Source organism: Rhodococcus sp. NPDC047139 (assembly GCF_040643435.1).
Lineage (GTDB): Bacteria > Actinomycetota > Actinomycetes > Mycobacteriales > Mycobacteriaceae > Rhodococcus.
Map to the genome: position 1 here is coordinate 21,144 of NZ_JBEYUH010000005.1, position 17,677 is coordinate 38,820.

10 protein-coding genes and 1 pseudogene are annotated in these 17,677 nt (G+C 63.6%); 5 read left to right on the forward strand and 6 right to left on the reverse strand.

Annotated elements, in window-relative coordinates; translation table 11 throughout:
• Positions 1-24 precede the first annotated feature (24 nt).
• Genes ABZ789_RS07590 through ABZ789_RS07600 form a run of 3 tightly spaced genes read right to left on the reverse strand, consistent with a single transcriptional unit; the run spans position 25 to position 8,683 of the window.
• Positions 25-1,245, reverse strand: a complete 1,221-nt coding sequence (locus ABZ789_RS07590) for a hypothetical protein (protein ID WP_358421317.1) — start codon at positions 1,243-1,245, stop codon at positions 25-27.
• The gene (locus ABZ789_RS07595) at positions 1,245-3,008 is read right to left on the reverse strand and encodes a DEAD/DEAH box helicase family protein (protein ID WP_358421320.1); all 1,764 of its coding nucleotides are present in this window, start codon (positions 3,006-3,008) and stop codon (positions 1,245-1,247) included. The genes ABZ789_RS07590 and ABZ789_RS07595 overlap by 1 nt, the downstream gene beginning before the upstream one ends.
• Positions 3,005-8,683: an AAA domain-containing protein gene (locus ABZ789_RS07600; protein ID WP_358421322.1), complete on the reverse strand. Its 5,679-nt coding sequence runs from the start codon at positions 8,681-8,683 to the stop codon at positions 3,005-3,007. The genes ABZ789_RS07595 and ABZ789_RS07600 overlap by 4 nt, the downstream gene beginning before the upstream one ends.
• Before the next feature lie 584 nt (positions 8,684-9,267).
• Here ABZ789_RS07600 and ABZ789_RS07605 point away from each other — a divergent pair.
• The 4 genes and pseudogenes from ABZ789_RS07605 (at position 9,268) to ABZ789_RS07620 (ending at position 12,415) form a co-directional block, all read left to right on the forward strand.
• Positions 9,268-9,846 carry a TerD family protein gene (locus ABZ789_RS07605; RefSeq protein ID WP_145691608.1) on the forward strand — a complete coding sequence of 193 codons (579 nt, stop codon included), beginning with the start codon at positions 9,268-9,270 and terminating at the stop codon, positions 9,844-9,846.
• 87 nt (positions 9,847-9,933) lie between these two features.
• A complete protein-coding gene (locus tag ABZ789_RS07610) occupies positions 9,934-11,064 on the forward strand; it encodes a DUF475 domain-containing protein (protein ID WP_358421326.1) in 1,131 nt (376 codons plus the stop codon).
• 85 nt (positions 11,065-11,149) lie between these two features.
• Positions 11,150-11,617 (forward strand): annotated as a pseudogene (locus ABZ789_RS07615) (TerD family protein); the annotation flags it as partial.
• Between the two features lie 162 nt (positions 11,618-11,779).
• Complete coding sequence (locus ABZ789_RS07620; RefSeq protein ID WP_358422110.1) at positions 11,780-12,415, forward strand: Tellurium resistance; 636 nt, start codon at positions 11,780-11,782, stop codon at positions 12,413-12,415.
• Positions 12,416-12,424: 9 nt separating this feature from the next.
• On the opposite strand, the gene ABZ789_RS07625 is transcribed toward ABZ789_RS07620, so the two are convergent.
• From ABZ789_RS07625 to ABZ789_RS07635, 3 genes are all read right to left on the reverse strand, one after another.
• Positions 12,425-12,637, reverse strand: coding sequence for a hypothetical protein (locus tag ABZ789_RS07625; RefSeq protein ID WP_358421329.1), 213 nt, complete (start codon positions 12,635-12,637; stop codon positions 12,425-12,427).
• Between the two features lie 712 nt (positions 12,638-13,349).
• Positions 13,350-14,957: a DUF726 domain-containing protein gene (locus ABZ789_RS07630; RefSeq protein ID WP_358421332.1), complete on the reverse strand. Its 1,608-nt coding sequence runs from the start codon at positions 14,955-14,957 to the stop codon at positions 13,350-13,352.
• 155 nt (positions 14,958-15,112) lie between these two features.
• A complete protein-coding gene (locus ABZ789_RS07635; protein ID WP_358421335.1) occupies positions 15,113-15,589 on the reverse strand; it encodes a hypothetical protein in 477 nt (158 codons plus the stop codon).
• Positions 15,590-15,944: 355 nt separating this feature from the next.
• On the opposite strand from ABZ789_RS07635, the gene ABZ789_RS07640 reads away from it, so the two are divergent.
• A complete protein-coding gene (locus tag ABZ789_RS07640; RefSeq protein ID WP_358421338.1) occupies positions 15,945-17,663 on the forward strand; it encodes an alpha/beta-hydrolase family protein in 1,719 nt (572 codons plus the stop codon).
• Positions 17,664-17,677: the final 14 nt, after the last annotated feature.

A 17,677-nucleotide genomic window follows, 5' to 3' on the forward strand; every position in this document is an offset into this window, starting at 1 on the left:
ATCGGTAAAGCGCGACGACAAGCGTCAGACGAGCGGTCTCGCTTCGGGAACCTCGGCGAGCGGCCGGCCGGAGTTGTCGTCGATCCGCCACAACTGCCAACCGTCGAACGGTCCTTCGTCTCCCAGTCGAAACGTGGTAGTGACCGCACCGGCGGCTGCATCGGGATCGGCATGCACCGAGCCGAGCAAGGCTCGAACCGGAGCCGAGGTGATCTCCGTTGCTCCTGTCTCCGGATCGAAGATCGCCTTCACGCGGTGCCCATCGCAATCGAGATGGACGCGGATTCGTTTTCCGCTGAACGCGGTCTTTCGATCTCGGAGTGCCTTGTCTCCTCGGGTTCCACTGCTCCGCTCCGGTGACTCGGCGGCAGCATCGGTCGAATTCGCGGGACGTGCGAGACCTGCGCGTGTTTCCTGATCATGGCTGGTGGCGGAGTCCCACTTCGTCCATACTCTCGTCCGCGGGCGCACCTGCGGCTCCGACGTCGGAGCCCGTCGTACCGGCACAGGCTTACCCGGCACAACTTCTCCTCCCCCATCCTCCGATGACGTCTCCACGCGCGGGGGCAGCACCTCGGACAGCACGGACTCCCACAAGGCTCCGATGCGCTGACTGTCGAGGTGGCGCAGTGCAGTCGCTCCCACTGCGGTCTGCAACGTCTTGATCCCCGCGTTCGCGGGCACCCGCCGTGTCAGCTCTCGAAGTGCGCGGATCCACTCGAGTCGAGTATCGGCGGGCACCGTCGACGTGCCTCCCGCTGCCACCCACAGTTTTCCGACGGAGTTCCATGTCACGCCGTCCACGACCTGCATGACGTCGGGACTCTCGCCCAGGACGCCGGCCAACTCGGTCTGCGTGGCAATGCCGTCGAGTTCGTCCAACGCTGCACGCAACTGGTCGTCCGGCGCCACTGCTTCCATCGCGTCCGCCGCAGTGGCGGCCAAGAGCAAATGGACCGTGGAGAACCGGTCGTTGCTCGTCAACGAGAACCGGACCGTATCGAACCCCGCAGGATGACGATCACGAGGCGCAGCGCGACCGCTGGAGACCTTGATCCGCAGTGTGCCGAGGTCGCTCGCGGTGGCAGGCCGGAACTCCGTCCCGATCACCGCCCCACGATGTGCCCGTAGGGTCGGCAGCACCGTGCCGTGTGTCAGGTCGGCCGGAATGTCTTCACGCAGGATCCACAGGTAGTCGTCGTCGAGAACGATCTGACCGTCGAACCCCTCGAACCACTGGGCCACTACACGCTCTCCATCCGCGCCATGACGTCCGACAACAGCTGACCGGCCACCGTGTCTCCCAGGTGCGCGATCGCGGTCCGCTCGATTCGGCCGACCTGGCTCGACGACAGCCCTAGCCGCGCACCGATCTCTGCTTGTCTCTTCGGTGGCTGCCCACCAAGCCCATAGCGCATGACCAGTACCGATACCTGACGGGGTTCGAGTATCGACAGGCACGAAAGTACGGTGTCGAAGTCGTCGACCGAGCCTTTGACTCCCACGTTCAGCAGGATCTCGGAGATCTCCGCATTCTCGGTACCGGCGACAAGCGCTTCCTCAGGGACTTCCTCCTCGATCAGACGCTGCGCGATCGCAGCGACCTCTTCGACCGAAGCCGAACTCGGGGCAGGTTGTTCGACCACCGGTGCACCGAACGCCGCCGGTTCGACCTTGTCGTCGCTCCGGGCAGAATTCATCCACTCCCGAAGAAGGTCGGGGGCGTCCTCTGCAGAAACCGTCACCACCTGAGAGGCGATGCCGGTGAGCTGCTCGAGAAACGTTCCGTGCGCCCCGTTCGCAGGATCCTCCGAGCTGTTCTCCGCGTACATCACCAGGAACGACGCAGGCCTCCCGTCGGACTTCGGCCTGATGATCCGACCCATCCGCTGAATCATCTGCCGTCTGCTCTTACTGCTGGCCAGGATGATTCCGACGTCGGCTTCCGGGACGTCCACGCCCTCGTCCAGCACCTTCGGTGCCACCAGGGCGGTCAGCGTGCCGTTCTTGAATTCGTTCAGCAGTCGCGTTCGGTCCGATCTGCTGAGGTCGCTCGTGAAAGGTGCTGCCAGCACGCCTTCCTCCAGCAGTACCTCCGCGGCAGCTCGCGACGACTCGCGTGTCTCCGAGAATGCGAGAGCGCGACCGGTTTCTTTGAGCACCACGCCCAGGCCGCGCAGCACTTCCCGCTTACCACGGCATTCCGCGAGCAGGGATCGACGTTTCGAGAACGCGTGCAAGTACTTTCGTGCCACCCATGTCGATCGATCCGCACCGTCGCCGCCACCGAGCAATTGGACGTCGCGCATGAACTCGCCGAACGGCTCGCCGGCGCATCCGAACTTCTCGATCAGATCGCCCCGGAGCTTGCGGGCCAGCTCGTCGTACTCCTGGTATTCGACAGCCTCGATCGGATCGAACGGGACCGCAACGAGCATGACGTTCACCGGGGCGAGAATGCCGTCGGCGTGCCCGCGTTCGTAGCTACAACCCTCTACGACGGTCCGGAAGTACGGCAGGAGGAACCTTTCCACACCGTCATCCGACCGTTCGAAAGTGGCAGTGAGACCGATTCTTTCGGGGAATCGATCCGTCAGCAGCTTCGAGAACGTGACGGCACCGTACCGATGCACCTCATCCGCAACCAGCAGCGCGGAGCCCGACGGTTGCGGCGCGGAGGTGCTGATCGCCGAGTGCACGGTGCTGACCAGAATTCGCTTGCCTTCAAAATTGTCCGAGTGACCGCCGCCCCGCCGACCGACGGGGACATCGGGGAGCGTTCGACGGATCGCGCGATGCCATTGCTCGAGCAGTTCGATCCCGGGCACGACGACCAAGACGTCCACGCCACGAGCGACGCCGTCGGCGACTGCTGCGATTCCGAGCGTCGTTTTCCCTGTTCCGGTGACAGCCTCGACGACGGCACTACGGTCTGCCCTCGTCCAGGCATCGAAAGCTTCACGTTGCCAGGCACGTAAAGGTGGTCCGGCCAAAGTGGGTGCCGTCACCGGTCACCCCGTCCCCACACGGGTCCCGAAGCATCGTCTCGACGCACCAGTTTCCCGTCTGCTTCCAGATTCGAGATGATCTGCATGACACTCTCGTGATCGAGTCTGCTCAGCTTCTTTGCGCGCTCCACTGACAGGTCCGCGATTGTTGCAGCGGTGATGAGTATCTCCGCGACCGAGTCGAGACGTGCCGGTGGCAGATCGGCCACCGAGACAGCTCGGGGTATCACAGCCGACCGAGAGGTAGGAGCACTCTCGTCGTCCGCCACTGTCCGATCTGCCGGTGACGCCAGGGCGTATACGCGCGGGCCGCGTTCCGGCATCCATACCGCGCGCCCCCGAGCGATCAACTCCTCCACGACGGCTTCGATGCGGTCCCGCGGCTCGTTCAGCCGGAACTCGAGATCCGCGAGAGACACCGGCCCAGACGAGAGCTGCTCCACGATCCGCGACGCGAGACTCGGTGGGAGCGATTCGATCGCCGACGCCGGCATGGTCTCCCAGCCGGGAACGACCGCCGTCTGCACAGGCGGTAACACCGAACCCGGCGAGTCGGCCTGCGAGCCCGCGGCAGGTGGTAGCGGCGACTCGCTGTTCTCGGTCCGTGACGCCACGTCCACGAGGTGATATTCGGTCAGTTTCCCGAACGCCGTGACCTCTTCGATTCGCCCCTCGAGAAGGAGCTGGTCCAGTCCGGCGTGGACAATCCTCCAGTGCTCCCCTACCTGTTCGGCGATCTTTCCGACTGGCAGGGGCCCGGAAGCGAGGACCTCCACTATCGACGTCGCGAGATCTGGCGACTCGTCTGTTGTGATCGTCTGCTCCGCGGCAGGTTCGAGGACCGCAACGTCAGGAGGGCTTTCTTCCAGCGTGGCAGCCGGGATGTCCTCTACTTCTTCCGGAGACGCATCCAGGAGGTGGTATTGCGTCAGCTTTCCGAAAACTGCAACTTCACCGACCCGACCGGCGGCAATCAGCCTGTCGAGATCGGCAAGGACCACTTTCCAGTCCTCCCCCAACCGAGCCGCGATCTTGCTGACGGGCAAGGGGCCCGAAGCCAGCGCTGTCGTAATTGCAGTAGCAAGCGCGATCTGCTCCTGCGGCCCTGTCGGCGGTTCCACTTCCGGCACATCAGGAGCGGGGTCCGCAAGGATCTCAGGATCGGTGTGAACGGAAGGTGCAGTCGCAGGTGGGGGCACCTCAACGTGAACCGGTTGCGGTTCCGTGATCTTCACGACCGGTTCCGGGGGAAGGATCGGCTGGTCGAGGACGTCGACGACGTCGTCGACCGGCGAGTCGTCCTCCACGAGTTCTACCGGAGTCCAGGTCTCCTGCACGGCAGTGACGACGTCGTTCACTCCGACGACGTGCGGCCTGATACCGCGCCTGTCGAGCTCCTCCCAGAGACCTCTCATCGATCCCACAGGATCGAGGTAGTACTCCGATTCGCGGATGCGCCAGAACTGCCATCCACAGCGTTGCAGCTCTCGTTCACGTTCGAGGTCGGCGCGCTGCTGTTCGGGACTCGTATGCCAATGATCGCCGTCGCACTCGACGGCGAGCTTCCCTGCTGCACCGGTGACCACGAGATCGATCCGTCGGCCGTTCGCCTCCACCTGCGGATTCACGTGGTAACCGCGAGCTACGATGTCGAGGAACACGCGCTGCTCGAAGAGGCTGTCGAACGCGTGGTGCCGATCGTCGCGGGTCACGCCCTCGGGCATCGGCTCTGCCGGCGCGGGCGACGTCGACTGCATGTAGGTGAGCAACGAATGCCGCAGGTCGGTCGAGCGCAGCGATTCGACGGTGCGCGAATGGAACAGCCACATCTGGTCCTGCGCGCGGGACGCGGCGACATTGAACCGTCGTTGGTACTCGGTCTTCGTCATCGCCATGATGTTCTGTTCCGGCGCGACGACCATCGAGAGGAAGACCACGTGCCGTTCGTCGCCCTGGAAGTCGGGCGGCGTTCCTACACGCAGTCGTCGCTCTTCCCACTGCTCGGGCGTCAAGCGGTCGAGCAGTTCGTTCGTGATGACGTCGACCTGCGCTTGCCCCTGCAGAACGACGACACCGAAGGTCTTGCCGTCGTATGCCTCGTCCGACAGGCATTGCTTGATCGTGTCGGCGATGGCGCGTGCTTCGACCCTGTTGGAGAGCGTCGCGTTCCGTCCGGTGACCACGCCGCCCTCGACATAGGTGGTTCGCAGCGGCGGCAGACGGTCGGCACCGAACTGACGCACCGGCACCAATGGCGCATCGGCGTAGAACTGTCCACTGGACCAGTTGATGATCTCGGGCATGCACCGGAAGTGCTCGCGCAGCCGAATCACACTGCCGAACCTCGAGCGGAGCAACGAGAAGACACTGGAGCGAGGGGTAAAGCTGTCGCGCAGGTACTTCGGGATGTCGGGCAGATATGAGTCGAGTCGGGTGAAGACCCCTTCGAGCGCACCCGACGAGACATCACTGGGCGCACACTGCTTGTCGTCGCCCACCACGATCACCCGAGGAGCAAGCCACAGCAGGAACAGGCTGCTGATGTCGGCCTGGCTCGCCTCGTCGACGATGACGACGTCGAACGAGTTCTGTTCGGCGGGAATGGATGCCAGTACCTGTTGCAGAGGCATGACCCATGCCGGGACCGCCTGCTGCGCCACCTGCATCGCCTCACGCGCACCTGCACGGAAGCGTTCCGCGTACTTGCCGGTTCCCTTTCCGATGCTGGTCACGTGATCGCGGTAGGTTTGCAGCGCTTGGACCTGGGCCGCCGTCGTTCGCTCGAGGCACGCACTCCATGCGCGTTCCGCGGCCAACTGTGCGGTGAGCTGCGCGATGTCTTTCTCTGTCGCGTCGAGTTCGTGCTGGAGATGCTGATCGTCGACGGCGTGGGAGTGCTGCTGCACCCAGTCGTATGCCCGACGCCACGCCCATGCCTGCTCGATGTAGTTCAGGCGAACCGACCACTCCGCGGACGAGGGATTCTCGGCGATGGCGTGCGCCAACGCGGGCGCCGCATCGGTCAGCCGAGTCTGTAGCAATTCGAGGTGACGTTCTTCCTGGTACTCGCGGATCGCAGCGTGCCAGGACTCGATCGCCGTATGGATCCTGCCGAACTCCGCGGATTCGATGGCCCGGACGAGCACGTGCCCTTCCGGCGGCATCCCGTGCGTCATTCTTGCCCGGACATGAGAGGCGATATCCATGAGCCAGGAGCGATTTGCCTCTGCATAGCCTGCTGCAGCGATCGCCTGCGCCGCAGCCGCGACGGACCGGGCCTGATCCAGGCTCGCAATACGCGGCGCCCCGGGACTCGCCTGCTGCAGCACACGCGCCACGTCCTTGGCACGCACCGCGAGAACGTCCACCAGATCGCGAGACCGGGCAGCCCTCGCTACCACACCGATCATCTGACTGCGAGATCCCGAGAGGTCGATCTCGATGCCGAGATCCCGAAGGATGAGAGCGACGGACTGGATGGCATCGAGCGCACGAAGATGCTCGGCGACCGCACGAGCCAGTGGCGCAGTCGTGGCCTCGACGCCGTCGACGGTGGCAACCCTGCCCAGCGCCTCCACCGCGGTCTGCTCGTCGCCCCTGCGGAAACGGGCGAGTCCGCTTCGCCACGTCTCGCCGCCCTCGAGCGCCCTGGCGAGCGCGTCATAGGCATGCAACGCATTTCGTCCATCCACCGGACTGTCGACGACAGTAGTCGTACCGAGGAAGACGTCGGCGTTGTAGGCGACGGTGACCAGCTCGCGGATGTGCGCAGTCTTGTCCCACAGATAATCGATCCGTCCGGAGAGTACTGCGTCGGCGAGGTTCCGGAATGCAGGCTCTAAACCGTCGACATCGAGCAGCGCACGCTGCAGATGGTCGCACTGCTCGCGGATCCGTTCGAGAACGTCGGGAGCAGCACCCTCCAACATCCGAAGCAGTCCCGAAGTGGGGGCGCCACCCGAAGCCGGACTGTTGCGAACAGCTTCGCAGGCGAGTTCGAGATCGGAGAGGCTCGGCAACTCCAAGTCGGGGAAATACTGCCGTCGGCGCTCGGCTCGACCTGGCCGAGACCTTTCGGACAGGGCGAGCAGCGTCTGGAACTCCTCCGAAGTGAGCGGCGGAGTATCCGTGGCGAGGGTGCCACGTAGCCAGTCGTGGTTGGCGCTCTGCGCCGTGACCTTCCGGACGATCTCGGCCGGAGTTCCCGAATAGCCGGGTGCGACATCGGCGTGGGCCAGCGTCTCGGACGCACGAGCTTGACGGATGCGTTCCGTCAGCATCGCACGGCGACTGAGTGCGGTGTCGCGTCGTTGCGCCACCTCGTCGATGTGGGCCGCGGCGCGGCGCGGATCGAACTGGGCCTTGCGGGTCGCGATCTCGCTGACGCTGCGATTCAGCTCGGCCGAGCCACCGCGGCCGGCGTCCGTGACCGAAACACAAAGTTCCTGCAGTTCCGATGGGAGCTTGTCGCGAAGGACCCGCAGCGCCTGAGCCTTCTCGCTGGTGACCAGGACACGCTGACCACGAGCCAACAACGCAGAAACCAGGTTGGCGATCGTGTGGGTCTTCCCGGTTCCGGGCGGGCCCTCCACGACGACACCGCTGTCGCCTGCGAGCCGATCGATGATGTCGCGTTGCTCCTGGTTGGCAGGAAGCGGGAACAACGGATCGTCGGCGAGCAGTGAGGACGACGTACCGGCTCTGTCGAGCCAGGCGACCCGATCGGCGGGTTCGATCGCCTCGACGAGCTGTGCCAGACCGAGAGGGACTGCCGTTGTTTCGTCGGCCGCCGCTGCCGTCATGCGGTCGTAGTACTCGATCAGTGCATAAGCACCCCGCTTGCGCAGAACCAGCGAGGGCGACGGTGTGAGTAGACGGTCCTGCGAGGCAGCTTCGTCGGGTCGGTCGACGACCTCGACACGGGTGGCCAGGGCTCGGTCGGACCAATCCTTGAGGAAGATACGTGCGGCAGGGTCCACAGGGGAGCTCGCTCGCGCAGCCAGCGATTCGTGCAGGCTCCGAGTACCCGACGAATCGAAGACGTCGAGCCCGGTCAACAACTGTGTGTCTTCGAGCGCAGGAACGGATTCGGGATCCAGTCGCACCAGCAGGTCGCCCGATGCCGAGTCGCGTTCCACCAGCGTCGACTGCGTGATCAGGTGCGTTCGCACCTGTTCGCCCGCTACATCTGCCGACAGCTGGAGCAGCCCCGACGCGATCACGAGTTCCAGGGACTCCGGCTGCGCCTCGAGATCGAGCAGTGCGCGCTGGAGAAAGGCATGGAGATGCCATGCGGGTCGCCGTTCACGATCGACTTCGGCCCAGGCCCGCCACTTCGTCAGCCATGCGTCGAACTCCCTTGTGTCGGGAGCGGCGGTATCGAGCGTGGGTTCGGTGGTCGAGTCCGCGACCGACCCGCGAATCCAGGGAGTGACTGCAGCCGGCGGCCGGGGTGGGTCTTCCAAGTGCACGCGACGTGCCCGGAGCACGACATCGCCCGCGGACGCATCGGTACTGAGAGCTACATCCAGATTGCCTTCGTCGAGCGCGATCACCGCGCGGTGCTTGTCGATGATTCGAACGGGGGCGCTACGCGCCTTGACGAGCTCGGACAAGAAGGCGAGCAACCGTTGGACACGATCCTTCAGCTCAGGATCGCTCTCCCTCGAATCCACAACCACCCCACTGCGCGATGAAGTTACTCCGTACGAGAACGGACGGAACGCCGACGAACATAGACAACGGCTACGACAGCAACGGTCGCTGTGCCGCTCCGATACTCCCGCTCATCTGCCTCCCCGATCGATCCGACTCCATCGCCGAATACATCTGCGCTCGGCACCGAGATTGTTACATCCGCTCAGTAACCCGGCATGCGCCCGTCCCAGTACCAGTGGTAACAGAAACCGTCGGTCGACATCGAGGCGATCGACTCTTCCGGACATTTAGTTGCACCTGCTATGTTGTCGCCCATCAGTCTGTCGGGGGCTGGAGTAGGTGATGCGTGCATTGTGCCGCCGTTCGCGTCGCAACCCCAGAAGTTGCACCCGCAGAAGGAGTTCAGCCACACGAGGTGGACAATAGTACCCACGCGAGCCAGAGGAGTTCCTCTCGGCATGCTCGCACCCGAATCGAGGGCACTTCACCCCTCGATTCGTTCAACTTCACCTGTAACCCCGCGATCCCGCCGCGTCTGTAGCGCAATCGGACGCGGGTATGAACTACGCCTACTTCCGCGCAGAATTTTGAAAGGAATCCCATGAGCGTCTCTCTTGCCAAGGGCGGCAACGTCTCCCTGTCCAAGGCCACCGATAACCTCACGACCATCACCGTCGGGCTCGGTTGGGACGAGCGCACCACAACCGGTGCCCCCTACGACTTGGATGCTTCGGCACTGGTCACGGGCCCCAACTACAAGGTTCTCTCGGATAAGCACTTCGTCTTCTACGGCAATCTCTCGTCGCCCGACGGCCTGGTCGAGCACACCGGCGACAATCTGACCGGCGACGGAGACGGCGACGACGAGTCGATCCACGTCGACCTCGCTGCACTCCCGCCCACGGTCACCAACATCTTCTTCGCCGTGTCGATCTACGACGCGGACGTTCGCGGCCAGTCCTTCGGTCACGTCCGTAACGCCTACATTCGGATCATCGACCGTGTCACGGGGGTCGAACTGGCTCGCTACGACCTGACGGAAGACGCTTCCACCGAGACCGCGATGATTTTCGGGGAGGTCTACCGACACAACGCGGAGTGGAAGTTCCGCGCTGTCGGTCAGGGTTACGCATCCGGTCTCCGAGGCATCGCTCTCGACTACGGCGTCAACGTCGCCTGATTCGTCAGTTCCGTTCGCGGAAGACGTCGGATGCTCGGAACGAAAGCAACCCGACGCCTTCCGCACCCATAGAGAAAGGCCACGTCCGTGGTTCTGCGCATTTTCGGCGCATCTTTCGCCGTCACCGTTGTCGCCCTGGTCGTCGCCTTCCTCTACGGCGGTCCTCAAGCTCTGCTGCTTGCCGCCATCCTGGGCGTACTCGAGGTCTCCCTTTCCTTCGACAACGCGGTCATCAACGCAACGGTGCTGCGCAGAATGAGTGAGTTCTGGCAGAAGATCTTCCTCACCATCGGCATCCTTATTGCCGTCTTCGGCATGCGGCTCGTCTTCCCGCTTCTCATCGTCTGGGTCGCTTCAGGGCTCGGTCCTGTTGCAGCCCTGGACCTGGCGCTCAACCCGCCGGCCGACGGTGCGGCCTACTTCCCCGACGGTCGCGCAAGCTACGAAACGCTGATCACCGATGCGCACCCCCAGATCGCGTCGTTCGGCGGCATGTTCCTTCTGATGCTGTTCCTGGGCTTCATCTTCGAGGAGAAGGACATCACCTGGCTGTCCTGGATCGAGCGCCCGCTGGAACGCATCGGCAAGCTCGACCAGCTCTCGGTAGTCGTGGCATCCGGACTCCTCGTTCTCACCGCACTGTTGCTCGCGCCGGAAGGCAAGTCGTCCACAGTGATGATCGCCGGCACGCTCGGCATGATCACCTACATTCTGGTCAACGGCCTCGGAGAACTCTTCAACGTCGACGAGGAGGGCGAGGAGACTTCCAGTGGTCCCAGCGACCTCGCGAAGGCAACTGGTAAAGCCGGCTTCTTCCTGTTCCTCTACCTGGAGGTGCTGGATGCGTCCTTCTCCTTCGACGGCGTGATCGGCGCATTCGCGGTCACCTCCGACCCGATCATCATCGCGCTCGGTCTCGGCTTCATCGGCGCGATGTTCGTCCGGTCGATCACCGTCTACCTGGTCCGCAAGGGCACGCTCGCCGAGTACGTCTTCCTCGAGCATGGCGCTCACTGGGCAATCGGTGCGCTGGCCCTGATCCTGCTGTACTCGATCGGTCACCACGTCAGCGAGATCGTCACTGGCCTGACCGGCGTGTTCCTGATCCTCGCGGCTCTGATCACCAGCATCATCCGGAACAAGAACAACCCCGATGACGAGGCGACCACGGACTCGGATGAAGATCCGCAGCCCGAGACGGTCACCGTCAACGCCTGATCAGTTCCACGTGTGGGCAGCCGGCCAGTCCGGCTGCCCACACGCATCTTCGCCGAAAGGAGTCGGCCGTAGGGCCGGACACGCCATGCCTGCACTTCCCCCCGGAGCGAACACAGTCATCAATGACGGCACCGCGACGTTGTCGGTGACCGGCGCACGTCAGGGCACAGTCGACCTGATGGCCTTCCAACTGACAGTCGACCAGCGTGTGCGAAACGATGACGACTTCATCTTCTTCAACCAGCCCAAGTCCCCCGAAGGCTCGGTTCGACTCATCGGTGCAGATCGAATCTCGTTGGATCTATCGCTTATTCCCTCTCACATCCACACCCTGTCCGTTGCGGTCGCTCTGGACGACGGCGTGAGCGGAAGCCTGGCAACGGTTCCCGGACTCGGCGTCACCCTCGAACAACCGACCGGGCTGGTCGTTCAGGCACCCGCCAGCGGATTGCGTACCGAACGTGCAGCCATCCTCATGGAGGTCTATCGCCGCAACGGGACGTGGAAGGTCCGCAACGTCTCGCAGGGATGGAGCACCGGACTGACGGCGCTCGCCATGAACTACGGTGTGGACGTCAGTCGCCCGGCACCGGCGCCAACCCCCACTCCTCCCCCCGCGCCTACGCCTACTCCTACTCCTGCTCCTACTCCTCCGCCCACGCCGACACCCAACCCGGCGACAGACCGTCGCGGGGTTCCGCCGTCCCGGCCACGCGTGCAGACGCCGGCAGCACCGCCGGTCACTCTGTCCAAGATCACCCTTGACAAGAGCACTCCTTCGGTGAGCCTCGTGAAAGCCGGCGAGGAGCAGGGCGTCATGCGAGTGAACCTGAACTGGACCACCAGGGGCTCCGGCAAAGGGTTCCTGGGTCGCCTTACCGGTGGAAACGGCATCGACCTCGATCTCGGCTGCCTGTACGAAATGGCCGACGGGAGCAAGGGCGTCATCCAGGCGCTTGGTGGCGCGTTCGGCTCGCGATACAGCTACCCCTACATCGAACTCGACGGGGACGACCGGACGGGCACCGTGGCCGGAGGTGAGAACCTCTACATCGACCTGTCCAATCCGCGGGCTTTCAAGCGAATCCTGATCTTCGCGTACATCTACGAGGGCGTACCGAACTGGGCGGCCGCGGACGGTGTGGTCACGCTCTATCGAACCTCAGGATCCGAGATCGAGGTCCGCCTGGACTCCGGCGACAACCGTGCACCCATGTGCGCGATTGCGTTGTTGGAGAGCACGAATGGCGAGATCAACGTCAAACGCGAAGTCCGTTACATCAAGGGCGACCAGTCCCATCTCGACAAGGCATACAAATGGGGAATGCGCTGGACCCCGGGGAGCAAGTAGTTCCACTGTTCAGAGGTGCCCGCTTCCCCGGACAGGCGGCAGCGGCATCTTGACGGTTCGATCATCGACATCTGCTTCCGGGCGAATGCCATGAGCAAGAAAGACGTGCGTGAAAGACATCTTCCCGAACGGGAAAACGGCATTCGCCCTGTTCGGCATCGGGGTGGTGGTGGGGATTGCGATTACCAAGTACTGGTTGGCAATCGTATTGTTGCTTCTCATTCTGGCTACTCTCGCGACGCTGATCGGAATGTTCTCGGATCTGATCCCTCGAGGCTCTGATAGCCCGCAACAGGACGACCCGTTCCGTGCGCTCTACCGGTACGTGAGGGCACGCTGGGACGACATCTGGCAGTCACTGAGATTGCCTGCTCTGGGAGCAGACGCTCAACCCAGTGCTCACGTGCAGGCCGACTCGACGAGGACACACCGGGATGTCCCCTCTACCGAACTCAGCGAGACTCGAGAAAGCACTGCCTCTTCCAAATCGTCTGTGACGATCCCGAAAGGGACTGCCCAACCACGTCCGATCGCGCGCAGCAAGCCATACCAGTGGCAAACGTCAGCAGGTAGCGGGAACCCGGGACCGGTTGCCGTAAGACGGCACAACACGTCTCGCTCGACGAGCCTTCGCACGCTGCCTCCGAGTCCGCATGAGTGGCGTTACCAAATGATGCTCTTCCAGGCGAATCCACCACGCGTGAGTCTCGAGAAGCAGGCGCAGGGCACGGTTGATCAATGGTCGCAATCGCATAGCACGCCTCACGAGGAACCGATACACCTGCGCGCTGTCATTCCCAGGCGGGCGCTACCGCCGAGCCCCGAGCAGTGGCGCCGCCGCCGAAGCTGACTCGAAGCGCTCAACACCTATACGGGCGCGGCATCCCCTACCTACCCGTACTGGTCGGACGGGCCGCGCAATGACTGCGCGGACCTACACGGGCGTGACCTTGCTGAAGTACTCTGAATGTCCATCGACGCACCTCGATACGTCGTGATCGACAATATTCGGGTACGACGTACCGAATCCCGCGTAACCAGCGGCAACGCTGCCACCCTGCGCCGCCGCATACGCGTAACGCAGAACCTTGTCGTTCGATGAGAAGTAGTTGTGGACTTTGTTCGACACTGCGTCGTTCAGCTTCCGCCAATCGCCCTTACGTCCGATCGCTGCGCCGACGACATGGATCGTGTCGATGCGGGGTCCACCCTGTTGCGTAGAAAGCGTTTCCGCAGCTGTGATCATGACCCGAGCACCCAGGCTGTGACCGACCAGGTGGTAGCTGGATATCTCGGTCCTTGCGAGGATGCCGGCCAGCGCGACACCGGTGCGATCTGCACGGACCCTCGCCGTGTGCCACGGATTCTTGGCCAGGTCGGCAGCCATCATCACAGGCGCGATCGGGTTGAGCTTCCCAGCAGCCGCTTTGCCCGCTCTTGCTGCGACGCGGGCCGCGGCGCCCATCGCGTATCGCGCCCCAGCTCCTCGGGCCGCAGGGACTCCAAGAGCTGCCAGTTCCTTGCTACCCCAATGAAGTTTGTAGATCGGCGCGTCGGGGTAACGACGCTCCACGAATGCGATCGCAGCGCGCCAGTCCGAACTCGATTCGTTCAGGAAGCCGCGGGTGACGATCACCGGGATGCCGACGCCCTCACGGAACTTCTCGATCTCGAACGACTTGTCTTCGTTGACGTATGCGTTGGTGACACTCGCACCGAGCGCTCCACCGAGCGCCGCTCCGACCGCCGCAACTACGTACGTCCCTCCTGCGATTCCGAGACCACCGGCTGCTACCGCACCGCCGCCGAGGAACGCTAGGCCCACGTTCGCCGCCACAGCACCGCTGTAGCCCATCAGTGCGCCGATTGCTCCACCGACGGCAGGTGCCGCTGCGATGCCTCCCGGCACGGCCACACCGGCGGCAAGCACTCCCGCAGCGGCAAGTTTGGTCGCCCTGTTCAGATTCGGCTTGTCGTACTTCAGAAGCTTCCCGTAGTCTTCCGGGCCCTCGACGGTGTCAGTCGCACGTTCGAAACTGGGAATATCGTGCCGGTGCTCAGCGCAGTAGCGGGGAATGCGGAACGAACCCAGACCGCGGGTAGCCATGTGGACGCACTGCGGAGCAGCGCATCCCACGGTAGCCACCCCACAGGATGCGCACAGATGAGCACGGACACCCGACCGCTTACCGTGGACCTTTCGATGTTCGGTACGCATGAAGCAGCCGGAGCACCACGCCATAGTGAAGTCATCGGCCAGATCGTCGATGAGGTTCGCAATCCCTTCGGCGACGGCAGCATGTTCGTCAGCCTGCTTCCGGTGACTCTTCCGCTGATCATCCTCGGTCGCGGCCTGATACTCCGTCTCATGCTTCACATACGCCCAAGCGTTGTGGGCGAGAGCCTTGTTGGCGACCATCTGCGCGTCCCCGGACGTCAGGGGCTCAACTGTGGCGAGGTTTCCGGTCAACCGAAGCAAGCGACCACCGAGCGATCGGACCTCGCAGGTCAAGGTGCCGTCCTCACCCGACGTGAAATGCACTGCGCCCAAAGTTTTCTCTCCGCCCTTACTCGAACACGACGCTGGAACGATAGATCATCGAACCGACAAACCGAGTATTCGGTCTCGCCACTTCACGATTAACCTGCCCGACAGGTCACTGCTGTCCCCAGTGGGGTACGCCCGCACACGCGGGACTAGTTCACAGAACTCGATCGTGACGGGGGAAGCGAGACGGGATACTCGTAATCACATCCGATCTGCTCGAGCGAGGGCGCTCCTGGCATATCACGAAACCATGCTGCACACGCATCGGCCGCCAGTTCGATGTCGCGAGTGAAAACGTATCCGTCCGTGCAATCGTCGAAATGATCGTCGAAGAACCAGCGGTCCAGCTCCAGACCCTCGATGGCGTGATCGTCGAGACGAAGACGCTCGAGAACGGTTCGCGAACGCCGAACCATCAACACTCCATCGGCGAGCACGTGCACTTGTGCACATACAACCCGCTCGACGTCTTCGTCCTCGAAGTCCTCATCGCCGACGTAACTGACGTAGTCACTCGGTCCGAGATCGATAATCAGACCCACCGGCTGATCGGTGAACGAGGTAACCAACCATGCGATCATCTCTTCCCAGGTGTCGATCTCCGGGACTTCACTCTCATCGGTCAACGACGGTTCCTTCATCGATGTACGGCTACGTCGAGACCGACTTCGTTCGGGTGAGATTCGGTCTGCTCAAGCAGTCATCGACGGTTTCAGGACGTCCGTTACAGTCGCTCCGCTCAGCATAGAGATCGAAGGTCAAGCGAGCCGAACTCGGTCACGAAACTCCGCTCTTACCCGATCCACCTACCGTCTTTCGCACTTGGCCAGTGGGCATTACCGGCCAGTCGTGTGTCCCATGCCGACTCCCGCCCCCGAACAGCACGATTCCCTGGACACGTCAGTCGGGGTAGATACCTGACTCGCCCCGAGTGGAATTCTCCGAAATTACGTGAGGGACGAATCCGGCTACTGTCGCATCGTGACCGCTCCCGCTACGCCCCTCGAAACCGACGAGTCGAGTACTGACACCCGCCGCCACCTTTCCGTCTTCGGCCTCGACTTCGTCGGCCTCGTCGTCGCCCTGTTCTTCTTCGCGTGGAGCCTGAGCCCGTCCCTCATCCCCCGCGAGTGGTATTTTCAGGGCCTGATCAGTGGCGTGACGGGCATCGTCGGGTACGGCATCGGTGTGCTCGTCGCCTTTCCCGCTCGGCGATGGATCGCGCCGCGTCTCACGTGGTGGCGACGTCGTCACACGGTCCGGCGCATCGCCGAGGTGGTGGTCGCTCTCGCCGCGGTGGGAACGCTTCTGGGGAGTCTGTTCGCTGCGGCGGGATGGCAGAACGAGGTCCGCGCCCTCATGGGCATCGAGGCCACGACGGGCTTCGCGTATCTGCGCACCGGGTTGGTGAGCGTCGCGATCTTCGCCGCCCTCCTCTACATCGCATGTGGATTGCGGTGGGTCGGACGACGCTTCGCGGAGTTCCTCGCGACCCGCCTGCGCGTTCCGGTCGCCGCGGCCGGCGTTCTCGCACCGGTGATCCTCGTGCTCGCGGTGGTCGTGTTCGTCGACCAGGTTCTCCTCGCGAGCAGCTCGGTGGCGGCACGCATCGTGTTCGCCGACGACAACAACAGCACCGACCCCGGCGTGGAGCAGCCTCGGATTCCCGAGCGGTCGGGCAGCCCGGCGTCGACGTCGTCGTGGGAGAGTCTCGGGCGTCAGGGACGCACGTTCGTCGCCGGTGGGATGGACGCCGAGCAGTTGACCGAGCTGAACGGCGCACCCGCACTCGAACCCATACGGGTGTATGCGGGGCTCGAAGCCGACGGCACCACCGACGAACAGGTGCAGCTGATCCTCGACGAACTCGACCGTACGAAGGCATGGGAACGCGAGATCCTCGTGGTCGCCGGTACCACCGGGACCGGGTGGGTGAATCCGTTCGCCGCCGACTCGATCGAGATGATCTACAACGGCAACTCGGCGATCGCCGCGATCCAGTACTCGTTCCTGCCGAGCTGGATTTCTTTCCTCGTCGACGGTTCCGCTGCCAAGGCCGCCGGTAACGCACTGATCAACGGGGTCCACGAACGCTGGTCGCAACTGCCGGAGGACCAGCGACCCGAACTGGTGGTCTACGGCGAAAGCCTGGGATCGCAATCCGCCGAGGCGGCCTTCGACGGCCTCGACGACATGCGCAACAAGATCGACGGCGCGCTGTTCGTCGGACCTCCGAACTCGAACCAGCTGTGGCGCAGTATCGTCGACCAGCGTGACCCCAGCAGCCCCGAGGTCCTTCCCGTCTACGAGGACGGCGTCGCGGTGCGGTTCGCCTCCGACGTTCAGACGCTCGAAGACCAGCGCGGACCGTGGAGCGACCCGCGGATCCTGTATCTGCAGCACGCGTCCGATCCGGTGGTGTGGTGGGGACCGGGACTGCTGTTCGAGCGACCCGACTGGCTCGCCGAACCTCCGGGCTCGGATCGCTCACCGTCCATGCGGTGGTATCCGATCGTCACCTTCGCTCAGGTCGCCGCCGACATCATGGTCGGCACGTCGCCGCCGGTGGGCCACGGACACAACTACGAGGATCTCATCCCTTACGGCTGGGCTGCTGTCACGTCACCGGAGGGGTGGACCTTCGCCGACACTCGTCGCATCGCAGAGGCAGTCGAACAACTGCACGCCGACGACGAATAGGCGAACTTCGGCTC

Excerpts from the sequence above, each read along its gene's own strand:
- ABZ789_RS07625 (WP_358421329.1), bottom strand. The coding sequence starts at position 12,637 with ATGAGAAGCAACAATACGATTGCCAACCAGTACTTGGTAATCGCAATC.
- ABZ789_RS07605 (WP_145691608.1), top strand. The coding sequence starts at position 9,268 with ATGAGCGTCTCTCTTGCCAAGGGCGGCAACGTCTCCCTGTCCAAGGCC.